We start from the raw sequence: 18,266 nt of genomic DNA on the forward strand, positions 1-18,266 counted from the left end.
GGCTACAGGGCCCCCTTGGTGGAGGGGATGCCGTGCACCTTCGGGTCGAACGCCACGGCGTCGCGCAGCGCGCGGGCGAGGGCCTTGAACTGCGCCTCGACGATGTGGTGGGCGTTGCGGCCGTAGGGAACGTGGACGTGCAGCGCGACCCGCGCGTTCGACACGAACGACTCGAAGATGTGCCGGGTCATCGTGGTGTCGTACTCGGGGCCGATCATCGGCGCCATGCCGTCCGGCTCCACGTGCACCAGGTAGGGGCGACCGGAGACGTCCACGGTGACCTGGGCGAGCGCCTCGTCGAGCGGGATGGAGGCGTCGGCGAAGCGGCGAATGCCGGACTTGTCGCCCAGCGCCTCGCGGAACGCCGCGCCGAGCGCGATCGCGGTGTCCTCGATGGTGTGGTGGCTGTCGATGTGCAGGTCGCCGGTGGTCTTGACGGTCAGGTCGAACGACCCGTGCTTGCCGAGCTGCGCCAGCATGTGGTCGAAGAACCCCACGCCGGTCGCGACGTCGACCTGCCCGGTGCCGTCGAGGTCGATCTCCACGAGGACCTGGGTCTCCCCGGTCCCGCGCTCGACTCGTCCCTTGCGCGTCACAGACTCTCCTCGCTGTTCTCGGTGCCGGCTCCGCGCGCCTGCCGGAGCGCGGTGCGGAAGGCGGCCATCTCCGCCGGGGTGCCGACGCTGACCCGCAGCCACTCGGGCGGGCCCACCTCCCGGATCAGCACGCCGCGTTCCAGCAGGTCCTCCCAGACGCGGCGGCGGTCGGGGAACGTCCCGAACAGGACGAAGTTGGCGTCGGAGTCGGCGACCCGGAGCCCCTCGGCCCGCAGCCACACGACGAGGTCGTCGCGCTCGCGGCGCAGCGCGTCGACGCCGCCGAGCAGCTCCTCGCCGTGGGCGAGGGCGGTGCGCGCGACGGCCTGGGTGACGGCCGACAGGTGGTAGGGCAGCCGGACGAGCAGCAGCGCGTCGATCACGGCGGGGGCGGCGGCCAGGTAGCCGAGCCGGGCCCCGGCCATCGCGAACGCCTTGGACATCGTCCGGGTGACGATCAGCCGCGGGTGGCCGTCCAGCAGCGTCAGCGCGGACGGGGTGCCCGCGCGGCGGAACTCGGCGTAGGCCTCGTCGACGACGACCATGCCGGGCGCGGCCGCGAGGACGGCCTCGATCGCGTCGAGGGGCAGCGCCGTGCCGGTCGGGTTGTTGGGCGAGGTCAGGAACACGATGTCGGGGCGGTGCTCCTCGACGGCCGCGACGGCGCGCTCGGGTTCGAGGCCGAAGTCCTCGTCGCGGAAGGCGTTCACCCAGCGGGTCCCGGACACCCCGGTGATGATCGGGTGCATCGAGTAGGACGGCTCGAAGCCGAGCGCGGTGCGGCCGGCCCCGCCGAACGCCTGCAGGATCTGCTGGATGATCTCGTTGGAGCCGTTCGCGGCCCACACCCGGGCCGCGGTGAGGCCCGCGCCGGGCGTGTCGGCGTTCAGGAAGGCGGCGAGGTCCTCGCGGAGCGCGACCGCGTCCCGGTCGGGGTAGCGGTTCAGGGACCCGGCGACGTCCATGACGGCCTCGCCGAGGGCCTTCACGAGCCGCTCGGACGGCGGGTAGGGGTTCTCGTTGGTGTTCAGCGCGTACGGGACGTCCAGCTGGGGCGCGCCGTAGGGCTCCCGGCCGCGCAGGTCGTCCCGCAGCGGCAGGTCGTTGAGCGAGGTCACGAAGGGATCTCCCAGTCGAAGCGGGCCTTGAGGGCGGCGCCGTGGGCGGGCAGGTCCTCGGCCTCGGCGAGCGCGACGACGCGCGCGGTGGCCTCGGCGAGGGCGTCGCGGTCGTACTCGACGACGTGCACGCCGCGCAGGAACGACTGGACCGACAGCCCGGAGGAGTGGCAGGCGCACCCGCCGGTCGGCAGGACGTGGTTGGACCCGGCCAGGTAGTCGCCGAGCGACACCGGCGCGTACCGGCCCACGAAGACCGCCCCGGCGTTGCGGACGCGCGCGGCGACCGCGGCGGCGTCGGCGGTCTGGATCTCCAGGTGCTCGGCGGCGTAGGCGTCCACGACCTTCAGTCCGTCGTCGACGTCGTCGACCAGGACGATGCCGGACTGCCGCCCGGCCAGCGCCTCGGTGATCCGCTCGTTGTGCCGGGCGCGGGCGACCTGCGCCTTCACCTCGGCCTCGACCTCGTCGGCGAGCCGCACCGAGTCGGTGACCAGGACGGCGGCCGCGAGCGTGTCGTGCTCGGCCTGGCTGATCAGGTCGGCGGCGACCTCCACCGGGTCGGCGGTGCCGTCGGCGAGGATCGCGATCTCCGTCGGGCCGGCCTCGGCGTCGATGCCGATCACGCCCTTGAGCAGCCGCTTGGCGGCGGCGACGTAGACGTTGCCGGGCCCGGTGACCAGATCGGCGCGCGGGCACTCGTCGGTGCCGTAGGCGAACATCGCGATCGCCTGCGCGCCGCCCGCGGCGTACACCTCGTCGACGCCGAGCAGCGCGCACGCGGCGAGGATCGAGGGGTGCGGCAGCCCGCCGAAGTCCTTCTGCGCGGGCGAGGTGACGGCGAGGGAGCCGACGCCCGCCTCCTGCGCGGGGACGACGTTCATGACCACGCTGGACGGGTAGACGGCGCGGCCGCCCGGCACGTACAGGCCGACGCGCCCGACCGGGATCCACCGCTCGGTGACGGTGCCGCCGGGCACGACCTGCGTGGTGACGTCCGTGCGGCGCTGGGCGCGGTGCACGGCGCGAGCCCGGCGGATGCTCTCCTCCAGCGCGTCCCGGACGGCCGGATCGAGGTCGGCGAGCGCCCGGTGCACGACCTCGACCGGGACCCGGACGCGCTCCAGTTCGACCCCGTCGAGCCGGCCGGTGTGCTCCCGTACCGCCGCCGAGCCGCGATGGCGCACGTCCTCGCAGATGGGCCGCACCTTGTCCAGGGCGGCCTCGACGTCGAGTTCGGCGCGGGGCAGCACGGAGCGCAGATCGCCGGGAAGCGAGCCGCGCAGGTCGATACGGGAAATCACCCGTCCAGTCTACGGAGTGCCCTCCGTCCCTCGCGCACCGTCTCACGTCCCGAGACGCCCGTGTCGGCCCGGTGCGGGGAGTCAGACCCGCAGGGCGCCGTCCAGGACGGTGACGGCCCGGCCGGCGAGGGTCACCCGGTCGCCGTGCAGGGCCACGCGGACGTACCCGCCGCGCGGCGACGCCTGGTAGCCGGTCAGGGCGTCGCGGCCGAGGCGCTCGGCCCAGTAGGGAGCGAGGGCGCAGTGGGCGGAGCCGGTCACCGGGTCCTCGGCGTCGCCGGGCAGGACGCGCGGGGCGAAGAACCGGGACACGAAGTCGTGGTCCCGGCCGGGGTCGGCGGCCGCCGTGACGATCACGCCGCGGGCGTCGATCCCGGCGAGCGCCCGGACGTCCGGGGCGAGGTCCCGCACGGAGGTCTCGTCCGGGACCTCGGCCAGCAGGTCGTTCTGGGCGTTGCGCCCGGTGTGCAGCACTTTGGCGCCGAGTGCCTCCGCGAGCCCCCCGGGCACCTCGACGGGGTCGGCGCGCATCACCGGGAAGTCCATCGCCAGCGCGCCGTCCTCCTCCGGGGTGACGGTGAGGACGCCGCTTCTGAGCGTGCGGAACCTGATCGGGCGCCCCGCCTCGGCCGTCCCCGTCTCGTAGAGGGCGTGGGCGGAACCGAGTGTGGCGTGCCCGCAGAGGGCGACCTCCGTCTTCGGGGTGAACCACCGCAACTCGAAGTCGGCGCCCCCGTCCTGGAGCGGGCGGGCGAACGCCGTCTCGGAGTGCCGCATCTCCGCGGCGACGCGCTGCATCCATGCGGCGTCGGCGGCACCGGTGAGCAGGCACACCCCGGCGGGGTTGCCGGCGAACGCGCGGCCGGCGAAGGCGTCGACGACGAGCATCCTCATGGCGCCGACGTTACACCTGCTTCACCCTGTGAAAAATCACCCCTTACCAAGATCATCATTTGCGACGTACCCTGGCGGCACGGGCGTTTCCGATTGCGCCCAGGAGCGCGGGAGAGAAGATGTGACCGAGCGGCTCGCCCTGTTCCCCCTCGGCACCGTGCTGTTCCCCGGCCTGGTGCTCCCCCTGCACCTGTTCGAGGACCGCTACCGCCGGCTGGTCGCCGACCTCCTCGAACTGCCCGAGCCCCGCGGTTTCGGCGTCGTCGGCATCGAACTCGGCCACGAGGTCGGCGAGGGCGCGGCGCACCGCCTCGCCGAGGTCGGCTGCGTCGCCGAGCTGCGCGAGGTGACGCCCCACCCGGACGGGCGGTACGACATCGTCGCCGTCGGCGCACGGCGGTTCCGGCTGAAGGAGCTGGACCGGTCCCGGCCCTACCTGCAGGGCGAGGTCGAGTTCCTGCCCGAGGAGCCCGGCGCCGACCCTGAGCCCGCCGCGGCGCGGGTCCGGCGGCTGTTCCGGAGCTACCGGCGGCGCCTCAGCGCGGCCGGCGCCGGCCCGCTGGAGGAGATCGACCCGCCGGGCGAACCGGTCGCGCTGTCGTATGCGATCGCGGCGTCGCTCGTGCTGGACGGGCACGAGAAGCAGCGCCTGCTGGAGCACGAGGACGCGGCGCTGCGGCTGGCGGCGGAGGGCGAGCTGCTGGCCAGGGAGAACCGCATCCTGGACGTGCTCCCGATGATCCCCGCCGGGCAGTTCCTGGACGGGTCGTTCACGCCGAACTGAGCGATCACGGCAGACTGCCCCCATGAGCACTGCCAAGGCCAAGGGCGGCAAGGGCACCCCCGCGACGATCGCCGCGGCGAAGGCCGGCGTCGAGTTCACGCTGCACGCCTACGAGGTGGACCCGAACGCCGACTCCTACGGGGAGGCCGCCGCCGACGCCCTCGGCGTCCCGCACGACCGGCTCTTCAAGACGCTGCTGGCCGAGATCGACGGGAACCTCGCGGTCGGTGTCGTCCCGGTGTCGTCCACCCTCGACCTGAAGGCGCTCGCGGCGGCGGCCGGCGGCAAGAAGGCCCGGATGGCCGACCCCCGCGACGCCGAGCGCGCCACCGGGTACGTCGTCGGCGGGATCAGCCCGCTCGGGCAGCGCAGGCGGCTGCCGACCGTGGTCGACGCGTCGGCGTCAGGGCTCGCGACCGTCTACGTCTCGGCCGGCCGGCGCGGACTCCAGATCGAACTCGTCCCCGCCGATCTCGTCCGCCTCACCGGCGCCCGCGTCGCCGCCATCGCCCGCGGGTAGCCGCCGCACGACCAGTTCCAGCAGCCCGTAGGCGGCGACCGCCGGCAGCGCCCAGAACACCAGCACGCCCTTGGCGCGCAGGTCGGCGACGCCGGTGACGGTGGTGCCGTCGCGCCCGTGCCGGACCGCGTCCTCGAAGTGCCCGAGGCCGATCAGGTGGCCGGTCTGCCAGGCGAGGACGGCCGCGGCGGCGCCGCCCACGGCCAGCCCGAGCAGCAGCGCGGAGTCGTTGCCGCGCCCGCCCGCCAGGTAGGCGCCGACGCCGCACGCGATCCCGGCGACGAGCGCGATCAGGGCGAAGCGGGCGTCGATTCCGATCGGGCCCTGGCCTTCCGGGTCGGCCAGAAGGGCCTCACCCTGCACGACCACGTACGTCACGTCGGGGACGACCGCCGCCCACAGCAGGCCGGCGAGCGGCCCCAGCAGCGTGACGACGGCGCTGGTGACCGCCCAGATCGCCAAGAGCCTCCCGGTGGGTCGCCGCACCTCGTACGCTCCTAGTTGCAAGTCGTCCGACAGCGAAAGCCTAGCCTGCCCCGGTCAGCCGATCGACTCTCGAAGGGTGTCCGATTCCCGCCCACGGCAGCCCCGATTACTGGGATAATGTGCCCGACATGTCCGGATTCAGCCCTGCGTTCGAACGCCTCGGCGCCGCACTGGCGGCCGTCGTCCTGCAGCAGCAGGAGACGCTCGCCGAGTTCCTGCCGCGCGAGGACTGGAGCGCCGACCTGACCGCCCGCAGCTACACCAGCGGCGGCGTCACGGTCCGCGTCTCGCTGCTCGGCAGCTACGCCGCCCGCGAGCGCACCTGGCTGTGGGGCTGGGCCAACCCCCAGTTCGGCGACGCGCACCCCGCCGTCGCCCCGACCCTGGTCATCCGGGCCATCGGCGAACGGCTCGGGATCACCGAGTTCACCACCCCCGAGATCGACCTGTCCTGGTACGAGGGCCCCGCCGGGCACGGCGGCGAACTGATCGCGATGGCCGCCGGCGGCGTCCTCGGCGGCGCCGGATACATCGGCGCGGGCTACGACGGCGGCTCCGCCTACCTGCACGTCGACGACCCCCAGGCGCCGCCCGCCCAGTGGGACCCCGTTCCCCTGCCCCGCCTGGTGGCCAACGCCGCCAGCCTCTTCCCCCACGAGCCGCGCCTCACCCTCGCCGGGCTCCTGTCGCACCACCGCGTCCCCTACCGGCAGAGCGACGTGCTCACCGAAGTGTCCCTCCCCGGCGGCGGCACCGCCCGCGCCCACTTCGACGGAATCGGCCGCTTCGTCGACTGGAGAGCCGAGCTTATTGCGGTTTCCTAGGTTCAGGCCTGGGGCCCGAACCCGAGAAACCGCGTGTGGTGCTCACTGCGCCGGACGTTGAACGCCTCCTCAGCCCAGGCAGGAGGGGCCCAGGAGTTGTTTCAGATCGCCCATCAGGGCCGGGGACGGTGCCACGCGGAGCCTGTCGTCCAGCCGGACGACGGTCGTGCGCGGGCCGTTCTGGAGGTGGAGGTGCACCTCGGCGGTGCCGGGGTGGGTGATCAGCACCTCCTTGAGGCGGGAGACCGTGGGGGGCGTGCAGCGGCCGAGTGGCATCGTGACCGAGAGCGGGCCGGTCGCGTCGGTGACGCTGAGGTCGGGCTGGACGACCTCCATCGCGATGATCTTCGCGACGTCCTCGCGGCGGTCCAGGCGGCCCTTGACGACGAGGATGGCGTCCTCGGCGAGGAGGGTCGAGCACAGCTGGTAGGACGACGGGAAGCACATCACCTCGATGGAGCCGCCGAGGTCCTCCAGCTGGAACATGGCCCAGGAGTTGCCCTGTTTGGTGACCTTGCGCTGGAGGCCGGAGAGCAGCCCGGCCACGATGACCACCTGGCCGTCGGGACGCTCGCCGCCGTTGAGGACGGCGATCGTGCAGTCGGCCTCCCGTTCGAGGATGTGCTCGACGCCGAGGAGCGGGTGGTCCGACACGTACAGGCCGAGCATCTCCCGCTCGAAGGCGAGAAGGGTGGTCTTGTCCCACTCCTCGGCCTCGGGGATCGCGACGGCGAACGCGTCCTCGCCGCCGTCGTCCTCCAGGGCGCCGAACAGGGAGTCCTGGCCGACGGCCTCCTTGCGCTTGATGTCGATGACCGAGTCGATGGCCTGCTCGTGCACCATCAGCAGCGCCTTGCGCTGGTGGCCGAGCTCGTCGAACGCGCCCGCCTTGATCAGCGACTCCACCACCCGCTTGTTGCACACCGGCGGCGGGACCTTGTTGAGGAAGTCGTTGAAGTCGGTGTAGGCGCCCTTCTCGCGGCGGGCCGCGACGATCCCGTCCACGACGTTGGTGCCGACGTTGCGGACGGCCGACAGACCGAACCGGATCTCGGTGTCGCCGAGCGGGGTGAAGTCGGCCTCGGAGGTGTTGACGTCGGGCGGCAGCACCTTCAGGCCCATCCGGCGGCACTCCGACAGGTACAGGGCGCTCTTGTCCTTGTCGTCGCCGACGGAGGTGAGCACGCCCGCCATGTACTCGGCCGGGTAGTTCGCCTTGAGGTAGGCCGTCCAGTAGGAGACGAGGCCGTACGCGGCGGAGTGCGCCTTGTTGAAGGCGTAGTCGGAGAAGGGGACGAGGATGTCCCACAGCGTCTTCACGGCCTGCTTGGAGAAACCGTTGTCGATCATGCCCTGCTCGAACCCGACGAACTGGGCGTCCAGCTCGGCCTTCTTCTTCTTGCCCATGACGCGGCGCAGCAGGTCCGCCTTGCCGAGCGTGTAGCCCGCCACCTTCTGCGCGATCGCCATGACCTGCTCCTGGTAGACGATCAGGCCGTAGGTGGTGTCGAGGATCTCCCTGAGCGGCTCCTCCAGCTCCGGGTGAATCGGGGTGATCTCCTGCGCGCCGTTCTTGCGCAGCGCGTAGTTGGTGTGGGAGTTCGCGCCCATCGGGCCCGGCCGGTACAGGGCGCCCACGGCGGAGATGTCCTCGAAGTTGTCCGGCTTCATCAGCCGGAGCAGGGAGCGCATGGGGCCGCCGTCGAACTGGAAGACGCCCAGGGTGTCGCCGCGGGCGAGCAGGTCGTAGGTCTTCTGGTCGTCCAGCGAGAGGGCGAGCAGGTCGACCTCGACGCCCTTGTTCTTCCGGATGCCCTTGAGCGCGTCGTCGATGATCGTCAGGTTGCGCAGGCCGAGGAAGTCCATCTTCAGCAGGCCGAGCGACTCGCAGGTCGGGTAGTCGAACTGCGTGATGATCGCCCCGTCGGCGTCCCGGCGCATGATCGGGATGTGGTCGGTGATCGTCTCACCGGACATGATGACCCCGGCGGCGTGCACGCCGGTCTGGCGGATCAGCCCCTCCAGGCCCTGCGCCAGGTCCATGATCTGCTTGACGTCGGTCTCTTCCTCGTACAGCTTGCGCAGCTCGCCCGCCTCGCCGTAGCGCGGGTGCTTGTCGTCGAAGATGCCCGACAGCGGGATGTCCTTGCCCATGACGGCGGGCGGAAACGCCTTGGAGATGCGGTCGCCGAGCGCGTACGGGAAGCCGAGGACGCGGCCCGCGTCCTTGATGGCGGCCTTCGCCTTGATGGTGCCGAACGTGGCGATGAAGGAGACCTTGTCGGCGCCCCACTTCTCGGTCGTGTACCTGATGACCTCGGCCCGCCGGTCTTCAGGGAAGTCGATGTCGATGTCGGGCATGGACGCGCGCTCGGGGTTCAGGAACCGCTCGAAGATCAGCCCGTGCGGGATGGGGTCGAGGTCGGTGATGCCCATCGCGTAGGCGATCAGCGAGCCCGCGGCGCTGCCGCGTCCGGGGCCGACCAGGATGCCGTTCTCCTTGGCCCACATGATGAAGTCGGCGACGACGAGGAAGTAGGACGGGTACCCCTTGCCGAGGATGACGCCCATCTCGTACTCGGCCTGCTCCTTGTAGCCGTCCGGGAGGCCGTCCGGGAAGCGGCGCTCCAGGCCCTTCCAGACCTCCTTGCGGAACCAGCTCTCCTCGGTCTCGCCCTCCGGGACGGGGAACCGGGGGCTGAGGTCGCGGTACTCGAACATCCCGGCGGGGTCGACGCGCTCGGCGATCAGCAGGGTGTTCCTGCAGCCCTCGGCCCAGATGTCGGAGGAGTCGATGGCGCGCATCTCGTCGGCGGTCTTCAGGTAGTAGCCGCTGCCGTCGAACCGGAACCGGTCGGGGTCGGCGAGCTGCTTGCCCACCTGCACGCACAGCAGCGCGTCGTGCGCGGTGGCCTCGGACTCGTGCGTGTAGTGGGAGTCGTTGGTGACGACCGGCGGGATGTTCAGCCGCTTGCTGATCTCGATGAGGCCGTCGCGGACACGGCGCTCGATGTCGAGGCCGTGATCCATCAGCTCCAGGAAGTAGTTCTCCTTGCCGAGGATGTCCTGGAAGTTCGCGGCGGCCTTCAGCGCCTCGTCGAACTGGCCGAGCCGCAGCCGGGTCTGGACCTTGCCGGACGGGCAGCCGGTGGTGGCCATCAGGCCCTCGGAGTGCTCGGCGAGCAGCTCCTCGTCCATGCGCGCGTACTTGAAGACGAAGCCCTCGGTGTAGGCGCGGCTGGAGAGCTTGAAGAGGTTGTGCAGGCCGGCCCTGTTGCGCGCCCACAGCGTCATGTGGTTGATCAGGCCGCCGCCGGAGACGTCGTCGCGCTTCTGGCTCGGCTCGCCCCACTGGATCTTCTTCTTGTGGAACCGGGACTCCGGCGCCATGTAGGCCTCGATGCCGATGATCGGGGTGACGCCGGCCGCGGTCGCCTGCCTGTGGAAGTCGTAGGCGCCGTGCATGTTGCCGTGGTCGGTCATCGCGATCGCCGGCATCTTCTGCCGGCCGACCTCCTCGAACATCTGCTTCAACCGGGCGGCTCCGTCGAGCATGGAGTACTCGGTGTGAACGTGCAGGTGAACGAAAGAGTCGGCCATGCGTGCTGCGCCTCCTGCTCGTCGCATGCGACCGCCCACGTGCAGGATCGGCACGTGGTCGCGGCATCGGTACCGGGGGAAGGTCGTCGGGCCGGCGGGCGCCGGAACGACGCGGCTCTGAGAGCCTAACCCGCATCCCTGGTCACTCGCGCCCCGACGCGCCCAATCCCGGGAGACCCCTTCCGGTCGTCTCGAAACCCGGGACGGGAGGTCCGGAGTTTGGCCGCCGGGGCGGCACGGAATACGATCGTCCCCGTGGAACGTCGCCATTTCAGGTTTACGCAGCCGGCTCCGGGTGAGCCGGTCGCCCCCGCGACCTAGCGACGACCCCGGAGCCGGCCGAGGCAGAGTCCAAGGGACTCTGCCTTTCTGCTGGAGCTGCCTTTTCTGCTGATCAGGCGCGGCCCGGGGCACCTGCTCCCCTCGCCCGGACGGGCCGCACGAGAGGGGACCCGAGATGAACGACCAGGTGATCGATCCCGCCGCCGCGGACGCTTGCTGCCCGGCCTGCGGGCCGTCCGGCGAGGTGCGGGTCGCGCTGCCGTCGGCCGCCGCCATCACCACGCTCGCCGAGGCCCGCGAGGCGATCGACGGCCTCGACGCCGCCCTCGCGACGCTGCTGGAGCACCGCACCGCGGTCGCCGCCGTCGTCCAGCGGCTCAAGCCGGTCGGCGGCTTCGCCGGCCGCGACCCCGAGCGCGAGCGGCGGATCGTCGAGGCCATGGCGGCGCACGCCCCGTCCCTCGGCCCGGACCGGCTCGCTCCCATCGTGAACGCGATCATCGAGGCGGGGCTGGACGCGGCCGAGTCCGGCCGATGAGCGCGCACGGGTCCGCGCGGGCGGCCGGTGAGGGCGTCCCCGACGAGCCCGCTCGTGACGACGCCGCCCCGGACCAGAGCGCTCCGGACGAGGCCGCCCCGGACGAGGCCGCGCGGGCCGCGGCGGTCCGCGACGGGCTCAGCGTGGGCGTCGCCGTCGGGGTGTCCGGCCTGGCGTTCGGCGCGGCGGCGGTGACGGCGGGGCTGACGGTCGCGCAGGCGTGCGCCCTGAGCCTGCTGGCGTTCACGGGCGCGTCCCAGTTCGCGCTGGCCGGGGTGATCGGCGGGGGCGGCGGGCTGGTCGCCGGGACGCTCGGCGCGGTCCTGCTCGGCGGGCGCAACGCCCTGTACGGGATGCGGCTCGCGGCGACGCTCGGCGTGCGCGGCCGGCGCAGGCTGGTCACCGCGCACGTCGTCATCGACGAGACGGCCGCCGTGGCGACCGCGCAGCGCGGCCGGGACGCCGCCCGCGCCGGGTTCTACACGACGGCGATCACCCTCTACCTGGTGTGGAACCTCACCACGCTGCTGGGCGGGGTGGGCGCGGCGCGGCTGGGCGACCCCGAGGCCGTGGGCCTGGACGTCCTCGGCCCGGCGGCGTTCCTCGCCCTGCTCTGGCCGCGGCTCACCGGCGGGCGGGCCGCGGTCCGCGTCGCCGTCGCCGCGGCGGTGATCGCGGTGGCGGCGACGCCGGTCCTGCCGCCGGGCGTGCCGGTCATGCTGGCCGCCGTCGCCGCGCTGCCCGCGCTGCTCGGCCGGAGGGCGGCGCCGTGAGCGTCTGGATCGCGGTGATCGCCACCGGGCTCGGCTGCTACGCGCTGAAGCTCGGCGGGCTCGTCACCCCGCGCCGGATGCTGGACGACCCGCGGGTGCGCCGGTTCACCGAACTGGTCCCGGTGGCGCTGCTCACCGCGCTGATCGCCGTCCAGGCGCTCGCCGACGGCCGGGCCCTGGAGTTGGACGCCGCGCGGCTGGCGGGCCTGGGCGCCGCCGTCGCCGCGCTCCTGCTGCGCGCGCCGTTCCTGGTGGTGCTGGTCGCCGCGGCCGGTGTCGCTGCGGGGCTGCGCCTGCTCGGCCTCTGAGCTCAGGACTCCGCCGCGACGATCTCCAGGGCGCGGGCCAGGTCGTCCGGGTAGGGGCTCTCGAACTCCACCCACTCACCCCTGGTGGGGTGCTCGAACCCGAGCCGGGCGGCGTGCAGCCACTGCCGCCTGAGGCCGAGGCGCTCGGCCAGGGTCGGGTCGGCGCCGTAGGCCATGTCGCCCACGCACGGGTGCCGGATCGCGGACATGTGGACGCGGATCTGGTGCGTGCGGCCCGTCTCCAGGTCGATGTCGAGCAGCGATGCGGCCCGGAACGCCTCGACGGTGTCGTAGTGGGTGACGGACGGCTTCCCGCCCGCGACGACCGCGAACCGGCCGTCGCCGGAGGGGTGCCGGTCGATGGGGGCGTCGACCGTCCCGCGGAACGGGTCGGGATGGCCCTGCACGAGCGCCTGGTAGCGCTTGTCGATGCGGCGCTCCTTGAACGCGCGCTTGAGCCGCGAGTAGGCGACCTCGCTCTTCGCCACGACCATGGCGCCGGTGGTGTTGGCGTCCAGCCGGTGCACGATCCCCTGCCGCTCGGACGCGCCGCTGGTGGCGATCGTGTGCCCGGCCCCGAGCAGCCCGCCGAGGACGGTCGGGCCCGTCCAGCCGGTGGTCGGGTGGGCGGCGACGCCGACCGGCTTGTTCACCACGACGATGTCGTCGTCCTCGAAAAGCACGCCCATCCCGGGGACGGGCTCGGCGACCGGGGCGGGCGGCGCGGGCGGCGGCGGGAGCGTGACCTCCAGCCAGGCGCCGGCGTGCAGCCGCTCGGACTTGGTGGCCACGGGCGCGCCGTCCAGCACGACGTCGCCCGCGGCGATGATGTCGGCGGCGCTGCCGCGCGACAGCCCGAACAGCCGCGCCAGCGCGGCGTCGATCCGCTCGCCCTCCAGTCCGTCCGGGACGGGGAGGCTTCGCACGTCGCCCATCATGACTTCTCCTCCGGGGCCGGGACCTCGGCCCCGTCCTCGGGCTCACGGGCGGGTGCGTCCTCGGGTGCATCCTCGGGGGCGTCTTTCGGGGGGTCCTCGGGGCCCTCGCCCTCGGCGGTGCCGCCCGTGCCGGGGGAGGCCACCGCTTCCGGACTCTCGCCCGCGTTCGGAGCACCGTCCGTGCCGGGGGCATCGTCCTTGAGGCGCGTCCCGTCCACCTGGAGGCCGCGCGCCGCCAGCAGGACGGCCAGCACGCCGCCGCAGACGATCGCGGAGTCGGCCAGGTTGAACACCGGCCAGTGCGGCAGCTGGATCCAGTCGACGACGTGGCCCTTCAGCGGGGCCGGGGCCCGCAGCAGCCGGTCGATGAGGTTGCCGACCGCGCCGCCGAGCAGCAGCCCGAGGCAGACCGCCCACGGTGCGCTGCGCAGGTTCCGGGCGGTCCGCAGGATCGCCACGACCACCCCGCAGGCGATCAGCGTGAACACGATGGTGTAGCCGGTGCCGATCGAGAACGCGGCGCCGCTGTTGCGGGTCTCGCGCAGCGTCAGCAGCCCGCCGAGCAGCCGGACCGGCGCGCGGTCCTGCAGCGTCGACACCACGATGATCTTGGACACGATGTCGGCGGCGAGCGCGGCCAGGGCCACGGCGACCAGCACGCCGACGCGGCGCGGCCGGGGAGATCCCGCGGTCTCCCCGGCCTGCCGCTCTGGGTTCGTTGAGTCGCTCAGCGACGTTCCTCGCGTTGTTTGCATGTCACACACAGGGTCGCACGCGGGAAGGCCTGGAGGCGCGCCTTGCCGATCGGCCTGGCGCAGGACTCGCAGATCCCGTACGTGCCGGCGTCCATCCGCTGGACGGCCCGCTCGATCTGGGCGAGCAGGTCCTGTGAATTGTAGGCCAGTGCGAGCTCGTGCTCGCGCTCGTAGGTCTTGGCGCCCGCGTCGGCCTGGTCGTCGCCCGCCCCGTCGCTGGCGTCGCCCTCGGCGATCTGGCTGGCGGAGGCGGCGATCTCGCTGCGCAGCCCCTGGACCTGCTCCTCCAGGCCCGCCCGCACCTCGGCCAGCTCACCCGGCGTCCACTGGTGCTCCCCCTCGCGGACCGGCAGCTCCGCGGCCGCCGTCCTCGCCGGTTCCCGCGCGTCCGGCGCCGCCGCCTCGCCGGTCTTCGCGGCCGTCCCGCCCTTGCCGCGCTTCGCGGGTCCGCGCCCGGCCCCCGGCCTGCCCGGCTTCGCGGCCGGGCCCCTCGCGGGGTTCTTGGCGGCGCCCGGCTTGGCCGGGCCCTTTGCGGCTCTCCCCTTTCCGGCGGCGCCCTTTCCAGGAGCGTCTTTCTCAGCCGTCCCTTTTTCTGCCGCGCCTTTCCCAGCCGAATCCGTTCTCGCGCCGGGCGTCCTGGTCTGGGACGGCCGCGCCGCGCCCCGGCTCTTGCTTTCGGCGGGCGTCGCGCCCCTCATCGCGCCGGCCATGTCGGCCTCCCTCGCGCTGGTCGCCTCGACGGGCAGTGCGGGCAGCATTGGTCCCCTCTCTCGGACACGGTAAACAACCTGGGCCGCGTTACCGACCGCTTATGCCCGGTCGCCGAACGCATGGAAACTCCAGCACGGCGTACGAGATCGCAAAGGAACCGTGTCCCCTGGACGGGAAAAGGGGAAGAGCCGGGGTCCGGCGTGCGTTAAGGTCGGGACCAGCAGTCGCATGGCAGGCACTGATGGGGACACCTGCCGCCGCACGCAGCCATGAGCGACCCGGGGACGGTGCGAGCCCGGGGGCGAGCCCGGCGGTCTGATCACCCCGGAGCCGCCGGAAGAACCGCCCCGCCGAGGGGCCCAGTAGATCCGGCCGCCCAGACTGGAACGAAGCGGACCGCGCCGTACGGGCACGGTCAAGGAGGGTGGTACCGCGGGGCAGCCGCCTCGTCCCTCCGGTCAACGTGTTCGCGTCGATCCGGAGGTCCGCATCGTGAGCCGAGGTTTTCGGCCGCTGCCCGCGCAGGTCGATCTGCCCGCCCTGGAGCGGGACATGCTGCGCCGCTGGCAGGAGAACAAGGTCTTCGAGCGGTCGCTCGAGCGCACCGCGTCCGGGACCCCGTGGGTGTTCTACGAGGGGCCTCCGACCGCCAACGGGATGCCCGGCGTCCACCACGTCGAGGCCCGCGTCTTCAAGGACGTCTTCCCGCGCTTCAAGACCATGAAGGGCCACCACGTCCCGCGCAAGGCCGGCTGGGACTGCCACGGCCTGCCCGTCGAGGTCGCCGTCGAGAAGGAGCTCGGCCTCACCGGCAAGAAGGACATCGAGGAGTACGGCGTCGCGGAGTTCAACGCCCGCTGCCGCGAATCGGTCCTGCGCCACGTGGACGCCTTCGAGGAGATGACCGAGCGGATGGGCTACTGGGTCAACACCGACCAGGCCTACCGCACGATGGACCCCGAGTACGTCGAGGCCGTCTGGTGGTCCCTGAAGCAGGTGTTCGACAAGGGCCTGCTGTTCCGCGACTTCCGCATCACGCCGTACTGCCCGCGCTGCGGGACGGGCCTGTCGGACCACGAGCTGGGCCAGCCGGGCGGGTACGAGACCGTGTCCAGCCCGTCGGTGTTCGTGCGGATGCCCGTCACGTCCGGCCCGCTGGCCGAGATGGACGCCGCGCTGCTGATCTGGACGACGACCCCCTGGACGCTGGTGTCGAACACCGCCGTGGCCGTCCACCCTGACGTCACGTACGTGGCCGCCCGGCCGCAGGGGTCCGACGAGGTGCTCGTGGTGGCCGAACCCCTGGTCGACCAGGTCCTCGGCGAGGGCGCCGAGCGGCTCGCCACGTTCCAGGGCACCGAGCTCGAGCGGACCCCCTACCGGCGGCCGTTCGACCTCGTCGACATCCCCGACGCGCACTACGTCGTCCTGGGCGACTACGTCACCGTGGAGGACGGCACCGGGCTCGTCCACCAGGCCCCCGCGTTCGGCGGCGACGACATGACCGTCTGCAAGAACTACGGCATGCCGATCGTCAACCCGATCGGGCCGGACGGGAGGTTCCTGCGTGAGGTGCCCCTGGTCGGCAACAAGTTCTTCAAGGACGCCGACGAGCCGCTCACCGACGACCTGCGCGCGCGCGGGCTGCTGTTCCGCGGCGGGCACTTCGACCACAGCTACCCCCACTGCTGGCGCTGCCACACGCCGCTGCTCTACTACGCGCTCCCGGCCTGGTACATCCGCACCACGCAGATCAAGGACCGGCTGCTGGAGGAGAACGAGAAGACCAACTGGTACCCCGAGACCGTCAAGCACGGCCGGTACGGGGAGTGGCTGCGCAACAACGTCGACTGGTCGCTGTCCCGCAGCCGCTACTGGGGCACGCCGCTCCCCCTGTGGGTCTGCGGCGAGGACGAGGAGCACGTCACCTGCGTAGGGTCGCTGAAGGAACTGGGCGAGCTGGCGGGAAGCGACCTGTCCGCGCTCGACCCGCACCGCCCGTACGTGGACGACGTCACGTTCCCCTGCCCGAAGTGCGGGACGGAGGCGCGCCGCGTCCCGGACGTCATCGACGCCTGGTACGACTCCGGGTCCATGCCGTTCGCGCAGTGGGGCGCCCCCCACCGCAACAACGAGGTCTTCGAGGACGCCTACCCGGCCCAGTACATCTGCGAGGCCCAGGACCAGACCCGCGGATGGTTCTACTCGCTCATGGCCGTCGGGACGCTGGTGTTCGACCAGTCGTCCTACGAGAACGTCGTGTGCCTCGGCCTGATCCTCGCCGAGGACGGCCGCAAGATGAGCAAGCACCTCGGCAACGTGCTGCGCCCCATCCCGCTGATGGACCAGCACGGCGCCGACGCGGTGCGCTGGTTCATGGCCGCGAGCGGGCTGCCGTGGGCGTCCCGCCGTGTCGGGCACGGTGCCCTTGAGGAGATCGTCCGCAAGGTCCTCCTCACCTACTGGAACACCGCGTCCTTCTTCGTCCTGTACGCCAACGCGGCGCAGGCGCAGGGGCGTGCGTGGACGCCCGACCGGCTTCCCGAGGCCCCCGCCCCCGCCGACCGCCCGCTCCTGGACCGCTGGGCGCTCGCCGAGCTGCACCGCACCGTCCGCGAGGTCGACGCCGCGCTGGAGGAGTTCGACACCGCCCGCGCGGGACGCCGGCTCTCGCAGTTCGTGGACGACCTGTCCAACTGGTACGTGCGGCGCTCCCGGCGGCGCTTCTGGGAGGGCCCGGAGTCGCCCGAGGGCTCGGCCGCGTTCGCGACGCTCTACGAGTGCCTGGAGACCCTCACCCGGTTGATGGCGCCGATCGTCCCGTTCATCACCGACCACGTCTGGGACGTGATCCGCCCCGAGGACGGCTCCGAGTCGGTGCACCTCACCGCCTGGCCCACCGTCGACGAGAGCCTCCTGGACGAGGAGCTGACCGAGCGGATGGCGCTCGTCCGCCGCCTGGTCGAGCTCGGCCGGTCCGCGCGGGCCGCCAGCGGCGTGCGGACCCGGCAGCCCCTCGGCCGCGCCCTGGTCGGCGCGCCCGGCTGGTCCGCGCTGCCCGAGCAGTTGCGCGCGCAGATCTCCGAGGAGCTGAACGTGCTCGGCTTCGAGGAGCTGTCCTCGATCGGCGGCGACCTGGTCGAGTACGCGGTCAAGCCCAACTTCCGCGAGCTGGGCAAGCGGTACGCCAAGGACACCCCGAAGGTCGCCAAGGCGATCACCTCCGCGGATCCGGCCGCCCTCGTCCAGGCGCTGCGGGCGGGCTCGGCGCAGGTCGAGGCCGACGGCGTCGGCGCGGTGCCGCTCGGCCCGGACGACGTGATCGTCACCGAGCGCCCGCGCAGCGGGTGGGCGGTCGAGAGCGCCGCCGGCGAGACGGTCGCGCTCGACCTCACCGTCACGCCCGAACTGCGCCGCGCGGGACTGGTGCGGGAGGCCGTCCGGCTCGTCCAGGAGGGCCGCAAGGCCGCCGGGCTGGAGGTGACCGACCGCATCGACCTGTGGTGGGAGGCCACCGGCACCGACCTCGCCGAGGCGCTGCGCGCCCACGGCGACGAGGTCGCCGCCGAGGTCCTCGCCGCCACGGTCGCCGAGGGCCGCCCCGAGGGCCTGACCGCCACCCGCGACGAGGACCTCGGCCTCACGTACTACCTCCGCAAGGCGTGACCCTCTCCGCCGCGGCCCCGCCCCCACCGGGCCCGGCCGCGGCGGAGCCCCCGCGGCCGAAGACGCTTCACAACCGAGAACCGCCCACAACCGAGGGTCCCGGGCAACCAAGAACCCACGCGACCGACGATCCCGCGCAACCGAGAACCCCTCACAACCGAGACCCCAA

At 72.7% G+C, this 18,266-nt stretch carries 16 protein-coding genes; 7 read left to right on the forward strand and 9 right to left on the reverse strand.

What is annotated here, in order from left to right; all coding sequences use genetic code 11:
* Positions 1–2: 2 nt before the first annotated feature.
* From hisB to AB0H37_RS17815, 4 genes are all read right to left on the reverse strand, one after another.
* On the reverse strand, positions 3–596 hold the full coding sequence (gene hisB / locus AB0H37_RS17800; RefSeq protein ID WP_329093055.1) for an imidazoleglycerol-phosphate dehydratase HisB: 594 nt from the start codon (positions 594–596) through the stop codon (positions 3–5).
* The gene (locus AB0H37_RS17805; protein WP_360613785.1) at positions 593–1,714 is read right to left on the reverse strand and encodes a histidinol-phosphate transaminase; all 1,122 of its coding nucleotides are present in this window, start codon (positions 1,712–1,714) and stop codon (positions 593–595) included. Before AB0H37_RS17805 ends, hisB begins: the two co-directional genes overlap by 4 nt.
* Complete coding sequence (gene hisD, locus AB0H37_RS17810) at positions 1,711–3,018, reverse strand: histidinol dehydrogenase (protein ID WP_179833904.1); 1,308 nt, start codon at positions 3,016–3,018, stop codon at positions 1,711–1,713. The genes AB0H37_RS17805 and hisD overlap by 4 nt, the downstream gene beginning before the upstream one ends.
* A gap of 81 nt (positions 3,019–3,099) precedes the next feature.
* The gene (locus AB0H37_RS17815; RefSeq protein ID WP_360613787.1) at positions 3,100–3,912 is read right to left on the reverse strand and encodes a PhzF family phenazine biosynthesis protein; all 813 of its coding nucleotides are present in this window, start codon (positions 3,910–3,912) and stop codon (positions 3,100–3,102) included.
* 121 nt (positions 3,913–4,033) lie between these two features.
* Here AB0H37_RS17815 and AB0H37_RS17820 point away from each other — a divergent pair, with 121 nt between their 5' ends.
* Together AB0H37_RS17820 and ybaK are read left to right on the forward strand one after the other, a co-directional pair.
* Positions 4,034–4,696 (forward strand): LON peptidase substrate-binding domain-containing protein, encoded by a 663-nt coding sequence (locus AB0H37_RS17820; RefSeq protein WP_360613789.1) that lies wholly within the window; start codon positions 4,034–4,036, stop codon positions 4,694–4,696.
* Positions 4,697–4,718: 22 nt separating this feature from the next.
* Complete coding sequence (gene ybaK, locus AB0H37_RS17825; RefSeq protein WP_360613791.1) at positions 4,719–5,216, forward strand: Cys-tRNA(Pro) deacylase; 498 nt, start codon at positions 4,719–4,721, stop codon at positions 5,214–5,216.
* Here ybaK and AB0H37_RS17830 read toward each other — a convergent pair.
* The gene (locus tag AB0H37_RS17830) at positions 5,100–5,702 is read right to left on the reverse strand and encodes a hypothetical protein (RefSeq protein ID WP_360613793.1); all 603 of its coding nucleotides are present in this window, start codon (positions 5,700–5,702) and stop codon (positions 5,100–5,102) included. The genes ybaK and AB0H37_RS17830 overlap by 117 nt on opposite strands.
* Positions 5,703–5,830: 128 nt before the next feature.
* Here AB0H37_RS17830 and AB0H37_RS17835 point away from each other — a divergent pair, with 128 nt between their 5' ends.
* Positions 5,831–6,526, forward strand: coding sequence for a DUF6882 domain-containing protein (locus AB0H37_RS17835; protein WP_179833900.1), 696 nt, complete (start codon positions 5,831–5,833; stop codon positions 6,524–6,526).
* Positions 6,527–6,595: 69 nt separating this feature from the next.
* On the opposite strand, the gene dnaE is transcribed toward AB0H37_RS17835, so the two are convergent.
* A complete protein-coding gene (dnaE, locus tag AB0H37_RS17840) occupies positions 6,596–10,126 on the reverse strand; it encodes a DNA polymerase III subunit alpha (RefSeq protein WP_329093066.1) in 3,531 nt (1,176 codons plus the stop codon).
* A 457-nt stretch (positions 10,127–10,583) separates the two neighbouring features.
* On the opposite strand from dnaE, the gene AB0H37_RS17845 reads away from it, so the two are divergent.
* Genes AB0H37_RS17845 through AB0H37_RS17855 form a run of 3 tightly spaced genes read left to right on the forward strand, consistent with a single transcriptional unit; the run spans position 10,584 to position 12,027 of the window.
* On the forward strand, positions 10,584–10,946 hold the full coding sequence (locus AB0H37_RS17845) for a chorismate mutase (protein WP_329093068.1): 363 nt from the start codon (positions 10,584–10,586) through the stop codon (positions 10,944–10,946).
* Positions 10,943–11,719, forward strand: a complete 777-nt coding sequence (locus AB0H37_RS17850; protein ID WP_360613795.1) for an AzlC family ABC transporter permease — start codon at positions 10,943–10,945, stop codon at positions 11,717–11,719. Before AB0H37_RS17845 ends, AB0H37_RS17850 begins: the two co-directional genes overlap by 4 nt.
* Positions 11,716–12,027, forward strand: a complete 312-nt coding sequence (locus tag AB0H37_RS17855) for an AzlD domain-containing protein (protein ID WP_329093073.1) — start codon at positions 11,716–11,718, stop codon at positions 12,025–12,027. The genes AB0H37_RS17850 and AB0H37_RS17855 overlap by 4 nt, the downstream gene beginning before the upstream one ends.
* A 2-nt stretch (positions 12,028–12,029) precedes the next feature.
* Here AB0H37_RS17855 and AB0H37_RS17860 read toward each other — a convergent pair whose 3' ends face one another.
* Genes AB0H37_RS17860 through AB0H37_RS17870 form a run of 3 tightly spaced genes read right to left on the reverse strand, consistent with a single transcriptional unit; the run spans position 12,030 to position 14,073 of the window.
* Positions 12,030–12,962 carry an RluA family pseudouridine synthase gene (locus AB0H37_RS17860; protein WP_329098325.1) on the reverse strand — a complete coding sequence of 311 codons (933 nt, stop codon included), beginning with the start codon at positions 12,960–12,962 and terminating at the stop codon, positions 12,030–12,032.
* Complete coding sequence (lspA, locus tag AB0H37_RS17865; RefSeq protein ID WP_360613797.1) at positions 12,962–13,720, reverse strand: signal peptidase II; 759 nt, start codon at positions 13,718–13,720, stop codon at positions 12,962–12,964. The genes AB0H37_RS17860 and lspA overlap by 1 nt, the downstream gene beginning before the upstream one ends.
* The gene (locus AB0H37_RS17870; protein WP_229809944.1) at positions 13,693–14,073 is read right to left on the reverse strand and encodes a TraR/DksA C4-type zinc finger protein; all 381 of its coding nucleotides are present in this window, start codon (positions 14,071–14,073) and stop codon (positions 13,693–13,695) included. Before AB0H37_RS17870 ends, lspA begins: the two co-directional genes overlap by 28 nt.
* 850 nt (positions 14,074–14,923) lie before the next feature.
* Here AB0H37_RS17870 and ileS point away from each other — a divergent pair.
* Entirely contained in the window at positions 14,924–18,097 is a 3,174-nt protein-coding gene (gene ileS / locus AB0H37_RS17875; protein ID WP_360613799.1) for an isoleucine--tRNA ligase, read from the forward strand.
* The last annotated feature ends 169 nt before the right edge of the window (positions 18,098–18,266 follow it).

It is taken from the genome of Actinomadura sp. NPDC023710 (genome assembly GCF_040639875.1).
GTDB lineage: Bacteria > Actinomycetota > Actinomycetes > Streptosporangiales > Streptosporangiaceae > Spirillospora > Spirillospora citrea.

Excerpts from the sequence above, each read along its gene's own strand:
- AB0H37_RS17815 (WP_360613787.1), bottom strand. The coding sequence starts at position 3,912 with ATGAGGATGCTCGTCGTCGACGCCTTCGCCGGCCGCGCGTTCGCCGGC.
- ybaK (WP_360613791.1), top strand. The coding sequence starts at position 4,719 with ATGAGCACTGCCAAGGCCAAGGGCGGCAAGGGCACCCCCGCGACGATC.
- AB0H37_RS17835 (WP_179833900.1), top strand. The coding sequence starts at position 5,831 with ATGTCCGGATTCAGCCCTGCGTTCGAACGCCTCGGCGCCGCACTGGCG.
- dnaE (WP_329093066.1), bottom strand. The coding sequence starts at position 10,126 with ATGGCCGACTCTTTCGTTCACCTGCACGTTCACACCGAGTACTCCATG.
- AB0H37_RS17845 (WP_329093068.1), top strand. The coding sequence starts at position 10,584 with ATGAACGACCAGGTGATCGATCCCGCCGCCGCGGACGCTTGCTGCCCG.
- AB0H37_RS17850 (WP_360613795.1), top strand. The coding sequence starts at position 10,943 with ATGAGCGCGCACGGGTCCGCGCGGGCGGCCGGTGAGGGCGTCCCCGAC.
- AB0H37_RS17860 (WP_329098325.1), bottom strand. The coding sequence starts at position 12,962 with ATGGGCGACGTGCGAAGCCTCCCCGTCCCGGACGGACTGGAGGGCGAG.
- lspA (WP_360613797.1), bottom strand. The coding sequence starts at position 13,720 with ATGCAAACAACGCGAGGAACGTCGCTGAGCGACTCAACGAACCCAGAG.